This window comes from Vreelandella zhanjiangensis DSM 21076 (genome assembly GCF_000377665.1).
In the GTDB taxonomy this organism is placed as follows: domain Bacteria; phylum Pseudomonadota; class Gammaproteobacteria; order Pseudomonadales; family Halomonadaceae; genus Vreelandella; species Vreelandella zhanjiangensis.
Genome location: NZ_KB898647.1, coordinates 377,412 through 392,382 on the forward strand (window position 1 = coordinate 377,412; position 14,971 = coordinate 392,382).

12 protein-coding genes and 2 tRNA genes are annotated in these 14,971 nt (G+C 52.8%); 12 read left to right on the forward strand and 2 right to left on the reverse strand.

The annotated features are described in order from the left end of the window. Positions 1 to 28 precede the first annotated feature (28 nt). The 3 genes from D467_RS0105950 to D467_RS0105960 all read left to right on the forward strand — a co-directional run bounded on the left by D467_RS0105950 (position 29) and on the right by D467_RS0105960 (position 1,850). Entirely contained in the window at positions 29 to 295 is a 267-nt protein-coding gene (locus tag D467_RS0105950; RefSeq protein ID WP_018916602.1) for a DksA/TraR family C4-type zinc finger protein, read from the forward strand. Between the two features lie 113 nt (positions 296 to 408). Next, positions 409 to 1,140 (forward strand): oxygen-insensitive NADPH nitroreductase, encoded by a 732-nt coding sequence (nfsA, locus tag D467_RS0105955; protein ID WP_018916603.1) that lies wholly within the window; start codon positions 409 to 411, stop codon positions 1,138 to 1,140. A 131-nt stretch (positions 1,141 to 1,271) separates the two neighbouring features. Next, positions 1,272 to 1,850, forward strand: coding sequence for a hypothetical protein (locus tag D467_RS0105960; RefSeq protein ID WP_018916604.1), 579 nt, complete (start codon positions 1,272 to 1,274; stop codon positions 1,848 to 1,850). A gap of 20 nt (positions 1,851 to 1,870) precedes the next feature. Here D467_RS0105960 and D467_RS0105965 read toward each other — a convergent pair whose 3' ends face one another. Then, positions 1,871 to 2,395, reverse strand: a complete 525-nt coding sequence (locus D467_RS0105965) for a helix-turn-helix domain-containing protein (protein ID WP_018916605.1) — start codon at positions 2,393 to 2,395, stop codon at positions 1,871 to 1,873. 287 nt (positions 2,396 to 2,682) lie between these two features. On the opposite strand from D467_RS0105965, the gene gltX reads away from it, so the two are divergent. From gltX to D467_RS0105980, 3 genes are all read left to right on the forward strand, one after another. Next, entirely contained in the window at positions 2,683 to 4,161 is a 1,479-nt protein-coding gene (gltX, locus tag D467_RS0105970) for a glutamate--tRNA ligase (protein WP_018916606.1), read from the forward strand. 129 nt (positions 4,162 to 4,290) lie between these two features. After that, positions 4,291 to 4,366, forward strand: a tRNA-Ala gene (locus D467_RS0105975). A 21-nt stretch (positions 4,367 to 4,387) separates the two neighbouring features. Continuing rightward, a tRNA-Glu gene (locus D467_RS0105980) sits at positions 4,388 to 4,463 on the forward strand. 618 nt (positions 4,464 to 5,081) lie between these two features. On the opposite strand, the gene gltA is transcribed toward D467_RS0105980, so the two are convergent. Beyond that, positions 5,082 to 6,368 carry a citrate synthase gene (gene gltA / locus D467_RS0105985; protein WP_018916607.1) on the reverse strand — a complete coding sequence of 429 codons (1,287 nt, stop codon included), beginning with the start codon at positions 6,366 to 6,368 and terminating at the stop codon, positions 5,082 to 5,084. 536 nt (positions 6,369 to 6,904) lie between these two features. Between gltA and sdhC the strand changes: the two genes are divergently transcribed. From sdhC to odhB, 6 genes are all read left to right on the forward strand, one after another. After that, a complete protein-coding gene (sdhC, locus tag D467_RS0105990) occupies positions 6,905 to 7,282 on the forward strand; it encodes a succinate dehydrogenase, cytochrome b556 subunit (RefSeq protein ID WP_026285629.1) in 378 nt (125 codons plus the stop codon). Continuing rightward, on the forward strand, positions 7,276 to 7,623 hold the full coding sequence (gene sdhD / locus D467_RS0105995) for a succinate dehydrogenase, hydrophobic membrane anchor protein (RefSeq protein ID WP_018916609.1): 348 nt from the start codon (positions 7,276 to 7,278) through the stop codon (positions 7,621 to 7,623). Before sdhC ends, sdhD begins: the two co-directional genes overlap by 7 nt. 3 nt (positions 7,624 to 7,626) lie before the next feature. Beyond that, positions 7,627 to 9,399, forward strand: coding sequence for a succinate dehydrogenase flavoprotein subunit (gene sdhA / locus D467_RS0106000; RefSeq protein ID WP_018916610.1), 1,773 nt, complete (start codon positions 7,627 to 7,629; stop codon positions 9,397 to 9,399). Between the two features lie 27 nt (positions 9,400 to 9,426). Then, on the forward strand, positions 9,427 to 10,137 hold the full coding sequence (locus D467_RS0106005; RefSeq protein WP_018916611.1) for a succinate dehydrogenase iron-sulfur subunit: 711 nt from the start codon (positions 9,427 to 9,429) through the stop codon (positions 10,135 to 10,137). 323 nt (positions 10,138 to 10,460) lie between these two features. After that, entirely contained in the window at positions 10,461 to 13,295 is a 2,835-nt protein-coding gene (locus D467_RS0106010) for a 2-oxoglutarate dehydrogenase E1 component (RefSeq protein WP_026285630.1), read from the forward strand. Between the two features lie 39 nt (positions 13,296 to 13,334). After that, entirely contained in the window at positions 13,335 to 14,915 is a 1,581-nt protein-coding gene (gene odhB, locus D467_RS0106015) for a 2-oxoglutarate dehydrogenase complex dihydrolipoyllysine-residue succinyltransferase (protein ID WP_018916613.1), read from the forward strand. Positions 14,916 to 14,971: the final 56 nt, after the last annotated feature.

Genomic DNA, 14,971 nt, shown 5'->3' on the forward strand with positions numbered 1-14,971 from the left:
AGGTAGACCAATAAACAGGAGACCGACCATGGCAGGCGGGTGGGCAAAGGATGGTGCCGAACAAGAGCAAATCGAAAGAACGCTGGACGATGCTGTTGAGCTTGCCCGCAGTCGGTTGCCGCGCGGTGAAAGCCGTAAGCATTGCGAAGAGTGCGATGACTTGATTCCTGAGGCGCGCCGTATGGCGGTTCCTGGTGTTCGACTATGCGTTGCTTGTCAGAACGAGCACGACAAAAAACAGTCGAACGTTAGCAGCTATAATCGCCGGGGTAGTAAAGACAGCCAGCTTCGCTAGTAGGCCTATCCACTTATCCTTATCTGATAAAGCGTTTAGCGGTAGGCTAACGACGATGTGCTGTGCGATTCTAGCGCTCGATAAGCGATCCTGATCCATATAGGCGAGGAACCATGAACGACGTTATTAAACTCTTGAAATCCCACCGTTCCATTCGAAAATTCAGTGACCGCCCCATTGCGCACGAATTACTGATCGAGCTTATCCAGGCGGGGCAGGGCGCGGCAACGTCCAGTCATGTTCAGGCGTACACGGTTATTCACGTCAAAAACTCAGCTAACCGCGAGCAGATTGCTGAGCTGGCGGGGGGGCAGTCCTATATTGCCAGCTGTGCAGATTTTCTGGTCTTCTGTGCCGATATGAAACGCCCAACCGAGGCGTCTGAGCGAGCGGGTTCCAACGTCGTACGTGGAATGACTGAGCAGTTGCTGGTAGCCACGGTAGACACCGCTTTAATGGCCCAGAATGTTGCGACAGCTGCTGAATCAGCAGGGTTGGGTATCTGCTATATCGGCGGGATTCGCAACAACCCTCAGGCTATCAGCGATCTTTTAAAGCTGCCTGAGCATGTTTACCCAGTATTTGGTATGTGCCTTGGCTACCCGGCCCACGAGCCAGAAGTAAAACCCCGCCTGCCGGTTGAAGCAATCTTGAAAGAAGACTACTACAGCGACGACAGCGCGCAGGTGCAAGCGTTTGATGACACCATGCAGGAATATTACCAGTCGCGTAGTAGTGCTAATAAAGATTCCGACTGGTCGCAAAACCTGAAGCCGCTGTTTGATAACAAGCTGCGTCCGCATATGCGTGACTTCCTGATTGAGCGTGGCTTTGAAATGAAATAAAAGCGTGAGCTGCTCAACGCAACGGCAAGGGCTACTGTTGAGTGACTTAATTTACTTCGTGAACGGCCTAATTCACTGTGGCCTTGGGGCTGCAGTGATAACCTGTAAGCTGCCGTTGTCGAGGATGTCTTATGTATAAGCTACAAGCGGGTATGGGTTTAGTACTGGCCGCGTCGCTATTGATCGCTGGTTGTGGGGGCGAGGAAAACGAACCGCTTCGTGAACGCCCTGAGCCAGCATCTAGCCGCGCTCAACCTGTCGATGCACCAACTGACGCTGAGCAGGCATCGGTCGCGCCTTTAGAGGTGACGATCTCAACCTCTGTTTCCCTGCGAACTGATCGGCGTTTAATGGTGGAAGGCGAAACCAATCTACCTGACCAGGCACAGGTGCAGGTAATTGTAGAGCGTGAAGTAAGCCGGGTTCGCTGGCATACGCGCGCCAACGTAAACGATGGTCGCTTCAGCGCTGGGCCGTTTGGTTCGGGAAGCGGTTTGCCGGATGGTACTTATATAGTAAGGGTGCAGCTTTCTGAAGCGAGCGTACAGCCTGAAATTGTGCAAGAGCGCATTGGCCGTCGTGGAGAGCATTTGGCAGGAGAGCTGGTAAGTCAATCCCGCCATGGGTTGGGCCAGATGGCCACCTACTCACGCCGTTTCTTGGTGGGGGATGAACCAAGACGAACACGTGACCAGGTGGAGATACATTAAAAATTATGGGGAGAGATGCTTTAGACAGAACGCCAATGGGCGAGTAGTACAGCGTGAATAGCGGTGTCAGAGGGCGCTTTTGCAAAGTGCTCAAGGACAAAGCGATCATCACGTTTTACAAGGTAATGCCCTGCTTTATGAAACACGTGTGTCGGACCCAGCAACAGAAGATCGTTCGCTGCAACGGGGGCGAAGTCTGTGTCTGGACCGGGAGTTGCCATAACGCATGGCGCTTTCCAATCGATGTTTAAAGACAGGTGGTGCGGCACGGTGATTGTCGTTGCCTGTACCTGTTCCCAGGGGAGGGGACCAGTGTGCGTCAACGTCAATAGTTGAGGAGCGGTGTCGCCTTCTAACAGGGTGGCAAGCGAGCAGTCGAGCGCCTCGGCAAGTGCGACTAAGCGCTCATGGCCAATTTGCTTGATTGCGCCCGATTCCCAGTAAGAGATAGTGACATCCGACACGCCAACGTTACGTGCTAAGGCAGCTTTATTGAGCTTGGCCCTAAGCCGCAATTGCTTGATACGTGAGCCTAGCGATTCCATTTCGTTTTCCTATAAATGAGCTTTATCAGCTCGTTCTGGTTACTTTCACCACAAGTGCGGTGATGTGGGCATGCTTGGTGCGTTTAAACACTTTTTATCAGCATGATCGCCGATCATAGGCGCCGCGACATACTAAGCGATTGTGCAATATCGCGCATCTTGTAATCTATAACCTTATGACTTTTTATATGACGCTTTTATAAGCCAGTCGTTCCCTTTATGACGCTGTTGGTTGCGCGTAGGGTAGGTATAATATCGCCACGCTTTCTCGCTATAAGGATGTCTTGATGACCGTACGTACTCGCATTGCACCTTCCCCGACAGGGGACCCTCACGTTGGTACGGCCTATATTGCGCTGTTCAATTTATGCTTTGCGCGTCAGCATGGCGGACAGTTTATCTTGCGCATTGAGGACACGGATCGCGTGCGCTCGACGCCTGAGTCAGAGCAAATGATTCTGGATTCCTTGCGCTGGCTAGGCCTTGAGTGGGATGAGGGTCCTGATGTTGGCGGCCCGCACGGCCCCTATCGCCAAAGTGAACGTGGCGATATCTATGCGAAGTACGCTCAGCAGTTGCTGGATGCCGGGCATGCCTTTAAATGTTATCGCACCGCTGAAGAGCTGGATGAACTGCGTGAGTCCCGTAAGGCAGAAGGCTTGCAGTTGGCACTGAAACCAAATGACTTGGCTTTGGATGACGCAGAAGTAGCTCGCCGCGAGCAGGAAAACTGGCCCTATGTGGTGCGCATGAAGGTGCCGAGTGAAGGCGTCTGCGTGGTTAACGATATGCTGCGCGGCACAATTGAAGTGGAGTGGGCTCAGGTCGATGCCCAGATACTGCTCAAGTCCGACGGAATGCCTACCTACCATCTGGCGAACGTCGTCGATGACCATTTAATGGGTATTACCCACGTTTTACGTGGTGAAGAGTGGATTAACTCGGCCCCGAAACATCAGCTGCTGTATGAATACTTTGGCTGGGAAATGCCCGAGCTATGTCATATGCCGCTGTTGCGTAACCCCGACAAGTCCAAGCTTTCCAAACGTAAAAACCCCACGTCGATTAATTACTATCGCCGTATGGGCTTTTTACCTCAGGCGGTTACTAACTACCTGGGCCGCATGGGCTGGTCCATGCCCGATGAGCGCGAAAAGTTTAGCTTATCCGATATGATGACTGAGTTTGATATCCAACGCGTATCGTTAGGCGGGCCGGTATTTGATCTTGAGAAACTCACCTGGCTAAACGGCGTTTATATCCGTGAGGACCTGGATGACGATGCGCTGCTTAGCGCGCTGCGCGAATGGGCGTTCAACGACGCCTATGTGAAGCAGATTCTGCCGCAGGTGCGCCCTCGGGTAGAAACGCTTTCACAAGTAATGCCGCTGGCCGGGCATTTCTTCTCCGGTTTGCCTGCGCTGAGCGAAGATGATTTTGATAGCGTAAAGCTGGATAAAGAAGAACTGGTAAAACTGCTGCAGTTTTTGGTATGGCGCCTTGAAGTCGTGCCTGCCTGGCATAAAGAAGCCTTGCTGGAAGAGGTGAAAAGCCTGGCTGGCCACTTTGAGCTTAAAATGAAAGCGTTCCTGGCGCCCGTCTTTATCGCCATTACGGGAAGTACCTCAAGCACGTCCGTTATGGATGCCATGGCGATTCTGGGTTCGGATGTAACCCGTGCGCGTCTGCGCAGTGCCATTGATGTACTGGGCGGCGTTTCCAAGAAGCAGGCGAAACGCTTCGAGAAAGAGTATCGCGACCTGTAAATCGTTAAGTTGATCGCTGCAGAAAACGCCATCCTTATGTAGCTACTCAGAGGGTGGCGTTTTCCTGCGATTGAGAGGTTGACGAAGGCAAGCGTAATCAGTACTATACGCTCCGTCTTCAGGACATGTGGGGCCTTAGCTCAGCTGGGAGAGCGCAACACTGGCAGTGTTGAGGTCAGCGGTTCGATCCCGCTAGGCTCCACCAATTAGTTAGATTTGTCGTAACGTCCCATTCGTCTAGTGGTCTAGGACACCGCCCTTTCACGGCGGTAACAGGGGTTCGAACCCCCTATGGGACGCCATCTCTTTTTATACTCTCCTATCCCGGATATTGATGTGGCAATGAATCATTCATTTGCTGCGTTTTTTGCTTGCCTGTTATCCTACAAAACCGCTAAATCCTCACTTTATTTGAGGTTTTTTTGCTTGACTTGTCCACTTTTGGTGATCCTTCGTTCAGGTTGTGCACAACCCCTTGCTGCACCCGCGAAAAATATTAAAATTAGCTTATTTTCTTTAAAAACAATAACTTATAAGAGGTTAAAAAATAACCAATCTAAGGCTAGGTCACTGTTCATGGCGATTGTGGGGCATTCACGAGAGGTTATGAACAAGCTTATCCACAGATAGTGTGGAAAACATTTTTCTATCCTGGCTCCTTAAAAAGTCAAGCGCTATTACGGCCTCTTTCTAGCGTTTTAGCTGGTGCTTTCGTCTATTGGCAGGGAGCGGTTATAACGCTTTGAGCAGACCCAGGTGGATATCGTGTTAAGGGGCGCAGCGTGCTCGTCTGATGCATGCTTGCATAAGGTTCATGTATTAGCTTGCATAGTAAAAAGGCGGCTATACAGAAGTAGAAGACGCCTAAAAAAAAGAAGGCCACCCAAGGGTGGCCTTCTTTGAGATTAAGCCGTTGAAAATTATTTCTTCGGATAATCGCGTTGGTCATGACCAATGTAAAGCTGGCGCGGACGACCGATCTTGTAGCTTTCGCTCAGCATTTCGTTCCAGTGGGAAATCCAGCCAATGGTGCGCGACACGGCAAAGATCACCGTGAACATATTGGTAGGAATGCCCATCGCCTTCAAAATGATGCCTGAGTAGAAGTCGACGTTCGGATAAAGCTTACGCTCGACGAAGTATTCGTCTTCCAGCGCAATTTGTTCAAGGCGTTTGGCAATTTTGAGCTGCGGGTCGTTAGCCATGCCCAGTTCGGCAAGCACTTCGTCGCAGGTCTCTTTCATCACCTTGGCGCGTGGATCGAAGTTACGATATACGCGGTGGCCAAAGCCCATCAGCTTGAACGGGTCTTCTTTATCTTTTGCCTTATCAATAAAGCGCTGGATGTTCTCTTCAGAGTCGTCGCCAATCTCATCGAGCATCGCCAGTACGGCTTCATTGGCGCCGCCGTGTGCCGGGCCCCATAGGGCAGCGATACCCGCGCTGATGCACGCAAACGGGTTGGCACCGGTAGAACCTGCCAGGCGTACGGTAGAGGTGGACGCATTCTGCTCATGGTCGGCATGCAGCATGAAAATGCGATCCATCGCTTTCGCGTAGACCGGGTTGATTTTGTACTCTTCGCACGGGTTGCTGAACATCATGTAGAGGAAGTTCTCTGCATAGCTCAGGTCGTTGCGCGGATAGTTAAACGGCTGGCCAACATTATACTTGTGCGACATGGCCGCCAGAGTAGGCATTTTGGCAATCAGACGAATAGCGCTGATAATCCGGTCTTCTTCTTTGGTGATGTCCATGTGGTCATGGTAGAAGGCCGCCAGGCCGCCAACGACACCACAAAGAATCGACATGGGGTGCGCATCACGGCGGAACCCTTTGAAGAAGTTGTTGATCTGGTCATGCACCATTGTATGGTTGCGGATGCGTGCTGCGAAATCCGCATACTGCTCATCGTTAGGCAGCTCGCCAAACAGCAGGGTGTAGCTTAGTTCAACAAAGTTGGACTCTTTCGCCAGTTGGTCAATGGGGTAACCGCGGTGCAGCAGTACGCCCTTGCCGCCATCAATATAGGTAATGGCAGATTGGCAGGAAGAGGTGGCCATAAAGCCGGGATCGTAGGTAAACAGGCCTTCAGCACCTAGTCCACGAACGTCGATAACGTCAGGGCCAAGTGTGCCGGAATACATGGGTAGCTCGATCGATTTATCGAGACCGTCTACCGTCAATGTTGCTTTCCTGTCAGCCATGCTGGCCTCCTTTCGGATTCGGGTTGGACGTAAAGTCATTGTTTCGCATACCGCGCCGGCGAAAAGGCTTGCCCACTATAGAAGCGTGCGACATTTTGTCAATTAGTCAAAACGCTAGGCGTCGTCGCTGCAAAACGTCATATGAAAATTTCATACATATCAAACGTGAAAACATAGTTATGCAAAATTATTATTGTGAACAATACTTGTATATAGTTGCTGCCCGCTATATTAGCGAAGTGTCAGAGGTTTGACGACTCCTTAACAGGCTTATCAAAACATCACAGCTCTGTCACTATATCGATGCTGCAACGCAAAATCGACTCGGGTTGATGGCTTTTTTTTGCTCCATAGTCGAGTTAGGTCCGAGTTCGGTTTGTCAGCAGGGGCGAAGGTTCTTATAATCCTCGGCGCGCGACCGGCAGGTAGGTGGTCGTGCCAGACTTGGCAAACGGCCGAGCCCCTTCCAGCAACCACTGCCCGCTCGGGCTATGCCCGACCTGTCGCAGAGCGGGCCAAGAGAGTGTGTATAAGCCGTGAATAGCAAACGACCCGTAAATCTAGATCTAACAACGATACACTTCCCACTTCCGGCACTGACGTCGATTACCCACCGTGTTACGGGGGTTATTCTGTTCGTGGGCCTGATTTTCGCTTTTTGGGCGCTGGGTAAGTCACTGTCATCTCCGGCAGGCTTCGATGCTGTTAGCAATGCGCTGGCCAATAACGTACTGGCCAAGTTTATTGCTTGGGGTCTGCTATCTGCTCTGGCGTTCCATTTTGTAGCAGGTATCAAGCACCTGTTAATGGATGCAGATATTGGCGTGACGCTAGAAGGTAGTGTGCAAAAAGCACAGATCACCGTAGTGGTCAGTGCGGTTCTGATTATTCTGGCAGGAGTTTGGGTATGGTAACCAATATCACAAGTTTTGGCCGCAGCGGGCTGTCTGACTGGCTGATGCAGCGCGTTTCTGCGGTTGTGCTGGCCGTTTATACGGTCTTTATGGTGGCCTACCTGCTGTTGCACCCAGACCTTGACTACTACACCTGGAGCGGTCTGTTTAACCAAACGTGGATGCGGATCTTCTCGCTGTTAGCCTTTATCTCTATCGCAGCGCACGCCTGGATTGGCCTGTGGACCGTAACCACCGATTACCTTAAGTCCACTCTACTGCGCGTAGGTGCCCAGACGCTGATCATTCTGGCCATCTTCGTATACCTGGTGTGGGGCATTCAAATTCTGTGGGGAGCTTGATCCATGTCTAACCTTCGTAGCCTGACGTTTGACGCCATTATCATTGGTGGCGGTGGCGCTGGCCTGCGTGCTGCTTTGGAACTGGCGAAGTCCGGTAAAAAAACAGCCGTTTTGTCTAAAGTGTTCCCGACACGCTCCCACACGGTATCTGCTCAGGGTGGTATTACCTGTGCAATCGCGTCATCAGATCCAGACGATGACTGGCGCTGGCACATGTACGACACCGTTAAAGGCGGCGACTATATCGCTGACCAGGACGCGTCGGAGTACATGTGTTCTGAAGGCCCTAAAGCCGTATTTGAGCTTGAGCACATGGGCTTGCCGTTCTCACGCTTTGATAATGGCCGTATCTATCAGCGTCCGTTCGGTGGTCAGTCCAAGAACTTTGGTGAAGGTGGTCAGGCAGCACGTACCTGTGCAGCAGCTGACCGTACCGGCCACGCACTGCTGCACACGCTTTACCAGAACAACCTGAAGAACAACACGACGTTCTTGAATGAGTGGTACGCGGTTGATCTGGTTAAGAATGCCAGCGGTGACGTGGTTGGCTGTATTGCCATGTGTATTGAAACCGGTGAAGTCGTTCACGTTAAATCGAAAGCGACCGTGCTGGCGACGGGTGGTGCAGGCCGTATCTACGCCTCTACTACCAACGCGCTGATCAATACGGGTGACGGTATCGGTATGGCACTGCGTGCCGGCTTCCCGATGCAGGACATGGAAATGTGGCAGTTCCACCCGACCGGTATTTACGGTGCGGGCACGCTGGTCACCGAAGGTTGCCGTGGTGAAGGTGGCTACCTGATCAATAAAGACGGCGAGCGCTTTATGGAGCGTTACGCGCCCAACGCGAAAGACCTGGCGGGTCGTGACGTTGTTGCGCGCTCCATGGTGATGGAGATTCTTGAAGGCCGCGGCTGTGGCGAGAAGGGCGATCACGTCTTCCTGAAGCTTGATCACCTGGGCGAAGAAGTTCTAAGCAAGCGTCTGCCGGGTATTGTTGAGCTTTCCAAAACCTTCGCCCACGTTGATCCGGCGAAAGACCCGATCCCGGTCGTGCCGACCTGCCACTATATGATGGGCGGTATTCCGACCAACATTCATGGTCAGGCGATTCTCCAGGATGAAAGCGGCAACGATCAGATCATTAATGGTCTGTTCGCCTGTGGTGAAGCAGCGTGTGTATCTGTTCACGGTGCTAACCGTCTGGGCGGGAACTCTTTGCTTGATTTGGTAGTCTTTGGACGTGCGGCCGGCATGTTTATTGAAGGCGCGCTAAACGAAGGTATTGAGTACCTGGACGCTTCCGAGTCTGACATCCAATCAGCCATGAAGCGCATCACCCGTTGGAACGAGTCTGAAGGTGGTGAGAGCATTCCTGCGCTGAAAGCGGAGCTTCAGGACATCATGCAGAACTCTTTCGGTGTATTCCGTGAAGAGAAAAACATGGTTGAAGGCGTTCAGAAGCTTGCCGACCTGCGTGGTCGAATCGCCAATGCTCACCTGCCTGACAAATCCAACGCTTTCAACACCGCCCGTGTAGAAGCGTTAGAGCTTGATAATCTAATGGAAGTGGCCGAAGCGACGGCAATTGCTGCCCTTGAGCGTAAAGAGAGCCGCGGTGCCCACTCGCGTTACGACTACCCGGATCGTGATGACGTCAACTGGCTGAAACACTCGCTCTACTTCCCGCTCACCAAAGAGTTGAAGCAGCGCGATGTTAATTTTAAGCCAAAAACAGTTGATACGTTCGAACCCAAGGTTCGTACCTACTAAGCTCCGTATTGACGAGAGGGAGTTATAATGTCCAATCTTCAGGTATCCGTATACCGTTATAATCCGGAAACCGACTCCGCACCTTATATGCAGGAGTTTCAAGTTGATACCAAAGGGCGCGACATCATGGTGCTGGATGTACTGCACCTGATGAAAGAGCAGGATAGTGGCCTGGCGTTCCGTCGTAGCTGCCGTGAAGGTGTTTGCGGCTCTGATGGTATGAACATGAACGGCAAAAACGGCCTGGCGTGTATTACGCCGCTGTCAGACGTTGTGAAAAACAACAAGCTGACTCTGCGCCCGCTGCCTGGCTTGCCGGTTATCCGCGATATGGTTGTGGATATGGGGATTTTCTATAAGCAGTACGAGCGTATTCAGCCGTATCTGCAAAATGAAACGCCAGCTCCCGCCATCGAGCGTCTGCAGTCGCCCGAAGACCGTGAAAAGCTGGACGGCCTGTACGAGTGTATCCTGTGCGCCTGCTGTTCAACCTCATGCCCGTCGTTTTGGTGGAACCCCGATAAGTTTGTCGGACCTGCTGGCCTGCTGCAGTCTTACCGCTTCCTGGCAGATTCGCGTGATACCGCAACACGCGAGCGCTTAACTGACCTGGAAGATCCGTTCTCGGTGTTCCGCTGCCGCGGCATCATGAACTGTGTAGCAGTTTGCCCGAAAGGCTTAAATCCGACGCGCGCCATCGGTAAAATCCGTGAAATGCTGCTTGCGGATGCAACGTAAGTACCCTTTGAGCAAATAAAATGCGATTGCCACGCAACTTGTATCGCTTTGCTACTTAAATCGTGGCGCTTCGCTTGTTATCATAGGGTTTGTCATAAGGTGCGGCGACGCGTCGCAGCTTATGACCAGACACGTTTAAAAGCCGGTGCTGTACGTACCGGCTTTTGAGCATGAACTGATTAAGAAATACTAGATAAGTAGGGCTTCCGGCTTTGAGCCGACGCCGCCGGCAAATGTTCCGCCCCGCCGGCAGGGCAATAGCGATGTCGTTGCGTTTTTGCAGCGATGCCGATACCACCCCATCAGTGCAGGGTGACCGAGAGATGCAACAAGGCATAATGGAGTTAATGTGGCGTTCCTCACACGTTAGTGGTGGCAATGTCCACTACGTGGAAGCGCTTTACGAGCAGTACCTCGCCGATCCTGATGCTGTTCCTGAGGAATGGCGTAGCTATTTTGACCAGCTACCCAGCTCCGAAGGCAGTGCCTCCCACGATGTTCCACTAAGCCCCGTTCGTGATCAGTTCTACCAGCTAGGCCGCGAAAGTCGTCCTGGCCGGGTAGTCGCCGCTGCCGATAGCGGTGAGAACAAAAAGCAGGTTAAAGTCCTGCAGCTGATCAATGCGTATCGCTTTCGTGGCCATCAGAAGGCCGATATCGATCCGCTAGGACTGCGCAATCCCACCCCCGTCCCTGACCTCGATTTGTCATTTCATCAGCTTACCAAAGCTGATCTTGACACAGAGTTCCAGACCGGTTCATTTTTCCTGGGTATTGATAAAGCCCCGTTGCGTGACATCGTGGAGGCGCTGGAGCTAACTTACTGTCGCTCCATCGGCTGCGAGTTCATGCACATTGTGGACACCGAAGAGAAACGCTGGCTGCAGCGTCGCTTCGAATCAGTACGCAGTGCTCCCAAATTTAGTGACGATGTTCGCAAGCATGTGCTTGAGCGTCTGACCGCTGCGGAAGGTTTGGAAACTTACCTGGCTTCTAAGTACCCGGGCACCAAACGCTTTGGTCTTGAAGGTGGTGAAGTCTTTGTACCGATGATGGACGAGCTTATCCAGCGTGCTGGCGGTTATGGCACTAAGGAAGTCGTTATCGGTATGGCGCACCGCGGTCGCCTTAACCTGCTGGTCAATATCCTGGGTAAAAACCCCGCTGATCTGATTGACGAGTTTGATGGTAAAAAGGTGATCGAGCGTGGTTCTGGTGACGTGAAATATCACCAGGGCTTTAGCTCCAACGTCATGTCACCGGGTGGTGAAGTCCACTTGGCCATGTCGTTCAACCCGTCGCACCTGGAAATCGTAGCGCCGGTGGTTGAAGGGTCGGTACGTGCTCGTCAAGACCGCCGTAAAGATCCCGCTGGCGATAAAGTCTTACCCATCAATATTCATGGTGATGCTGCCTTTGCTGGTCAGGGCGTGGTCATGGAGACATTCCAGATGTCCCAGACGCGTGCCTATAAGACTGGCGGCACGATTCATATCGTCATCAATAACCAGGTAGGCTTTACGACGTCCAACCCCATGGACGCTCGTTCAACCGAGTACTGTACTGACATTGCCAAGATGGTCCAGGCGCCCATCTTCCATGTTAATGGTGATGATCCTGACGCCGTTATCCATGCTACTCAAGTGGCGCTGGACTACCGTCAGCAGTTCAAAAAAGACGTCGTTATTGATCTGGTCTGCTACCGTCGCCGTGGGCATAACGAAGCCGATGAGCCGTCCGGTACGCAGCCGCTGATGTACGCCAAGATCAAAGACCATGCGTCAACGCGTACGGTTTACGCAAAGCGTCTGGTTGAGCAAGGTGTTTTATCTGAAGACGACGCTAAAGCGATAATGGAAACCTATCGCGATGACTTAGTCGCAGGTAACCACGTTGCCAATGCGCTGGTGCAGGAGCCCAATAAATCCCTGTTTGTGGATTGGGCACCGTACCTGGGGCATGAGTGGACTGGCGATGCCGACACGTCGTTTGACATGAAGCGTCTGCAGCAGCTCGCCGCGAAAATGTGCGAGATCCCGGACGGGGTCGAAGTACAGCGTCAGGTTGCCAAGATTTACGAAGACCGCCGTAAGATGCAGGCCGGTGGCATGTCAATGAATTGGGGCTTTGCTGAAACGCTGGCCTACGCCACATTGCTTGATCAGGGCCACCCCATCCGGATTACCGGTCAGGATGTGGGTCGCGGCACGTTCTCGCACCGCCATGCCGTGGTACATAACCAGAAAGATGGTTCTACTTACGTGCCGCTGCAAAATATGGCCGATAGTCAGCCGACGTTCACGATTCATGACTCCTTCCTGTCGGAAGAAGCCGTGCTGGCGTTTGAATACGGTTACTCGACCACTGCGCCGAATGATCTGGTTATCTGGGAAGCTCAGTTTGGTGACTTCTTCAACGGCGCACAGGTTGTCGTTGACCAGTTTATTTCATCAGGTGAAAGCAAGTGGGGCCGTCTGTGTGGCCTGACGATGCTGCTACCCCATGGCTATGAAGGCCAGGGTCCAGAGCACTCGTCTGCCCGCTTGGAGCGATTCCTGCAAATGTGCGCTGAGCACAACATGCAGGTGTGCGTACCCACAACGCCCGCACAGATTTATCACCTACTGCGTCGTCAGGTTATTCGCCCGCTGCGTAAGCCGTTGATCGTTATGTCACCGAAGTCGCTTCTGCGTCACAAGGAAGCGGTATCGAGCCTTGAGGATCTTGCCCACGGCAAGTTCCAGATGGTGCTGCCGGATCAAGCGGAGCTGGTCGGTGAAGAGGTAACGCGTGTTATTCTGTGTTCAGGCAAGGTCTACTATGACCTGGCTGCTTGGCGCACAGAGAACGAGCGTAACGATACGGCGATTATTCGTCTTGAGCAGCTCTACCCCTTCCCGAAAGAAGAGCTTCTGGAAGTGCTCCAGGCGTATGCCAATGTGGAAGATATTGTCTGGTGTCAGGAAGAGCCATTGAATCAAGGCGCCTGGTATTCAAGTCAACACCACATGCGTACAGTGGCCGATATGCTTAAAGATGGCCTAGGACGCGAGTTGAAATTTGCAGGACGTCCTGCCTCTGCCGCACCGGCAGCGGGCTACATGTCCGTTCACACTGAACAGCAGCGCCAACTGGTGGAAGACGCTTTTAATCTATAAAGCGCCCACCGGATTTAGAGAACACATAAGGGAAACGACATGGCTACTGAGATCAAAGCGCCAACCTTTCCGGAATCCGTTGCCGAAGGTACTGTGGCTGCGTGGCATAAAAAGCCGGGTGACAGCGTCGAACGTGACGAACTGATTGTTGAAATCGAAACCGACAAGGTGGTGCTGGAGGTCGTTGCACCGGAAGCAGGTACCTTGACTGACGTGATGGCCGAAGAGGGCGAAACCGTCGAGTCCGAGCAGGTGCTTGGCAAAATCGGTGAAGGCAGCGCCTCAGGCGACAGCGGCAAAAAAGAAGAGAAATCTTCTGATGAGCCGAAAGCCGAGAAGTCTGATCAACAAGACGAAAAGAAAGACGCCAAGCAGGAAGAGAAGCAAGCCAGCAGCGGCGGCAAGCAGCACGACGTTAAGGCGCCGAGCTTCCCTGAGTCCATTCAGGAAGGCACGGTCGCTACCTGGCACAAAAAAGTCGGCGAAGCGGTTAAGCGCGATGAAGTGCTGGCCGATATCGAAACCGATAAAGTTGTGCTCGAAGTCGTAGCCCCGGCTGACGGCGCTTTGGCTGAAATCAAAGCCGAAGAGGGCAGTCAGGTAGAGTCCGAAGCGATTCTTGCGGTCTTCACCGAAGGCGGCGGTAGCGACGTAGCGACAGCGGCTGATAAAGAGCCAGCCGCCTCTGCTGACGATGGCGCCAGCGATGAGAAGATGGGCGACAAGATCGTTGCACCGGCTGCACGTAAGCTGATTGCTGAACACGACCTTGACGTTGCCAAGATTGAAGGCACGGGTAAAGGTGGTCGCGTCCTGAAAGAAGACGTGCAAAAAGCCGTGAAAGATGGCTCCGCCAAGAAAGGTGCTGCCAAACCTGCTGCACCGGCTAAATCAGCGGCGGCGCCTGTGGCTGAAGGCGAGCGTACTGAGAAGCGTGTACCTATGACCCGCTTGCGTCAGACCATCGCCAAGCGCCTGGTACAGGCGCAGCAAACGGCGGCGATGCTGACGACGTACAACGAAGTGGACATGACTGAAATCATGGCCCTGCGTGCGCAGTACAAAGATACCTTCCTGAAAGCTCATGATATCAAGCTGGGCTTCATGGGCTTCTTTGTTAAAGCGGCCTCTGAAGCGCTCAAGCGCTTCCCGGACGTTAACGCTTCTATCGACGGTACCGACATCGTTTATCACGGTTACCAGGATATCGGCGTGGCGGTATCTACTGACCGCGGTCTGGTCGTACCGGTACTGCGCGACACGGACAATATGAAAATTGCTGATGTCGAAAGAACGATTGTCGACTTTGGTAAGCGTGGTCGTGACGGCAAGCTGGGCATGGACGACATGATTGGCGGTACCTTTACCATCACCAACGGTGGTACTTTCGGTTCGCTGATGTCGACGCCGATCATCAACCCGCCGCAGACCGCTATTCTGGGCATGCACAAAATCCAGGATCGCCCGATGGCGATTAACGGTAAGGTCGAGATCCGCCCCATGATGTACCTGGCGCTCTCCTATGACCACCGCATGATCGACGGCAAAGATGCCGTTCGCTTCCTGGTGACCATTAAAGAATTGCTGGAAGACCCGGCACGTCTGCTGCTGGACGTCTAAGATACAGGCACTACGTATCTTCGCGTATTTATACGCGCCACATTCTAATGCAATCG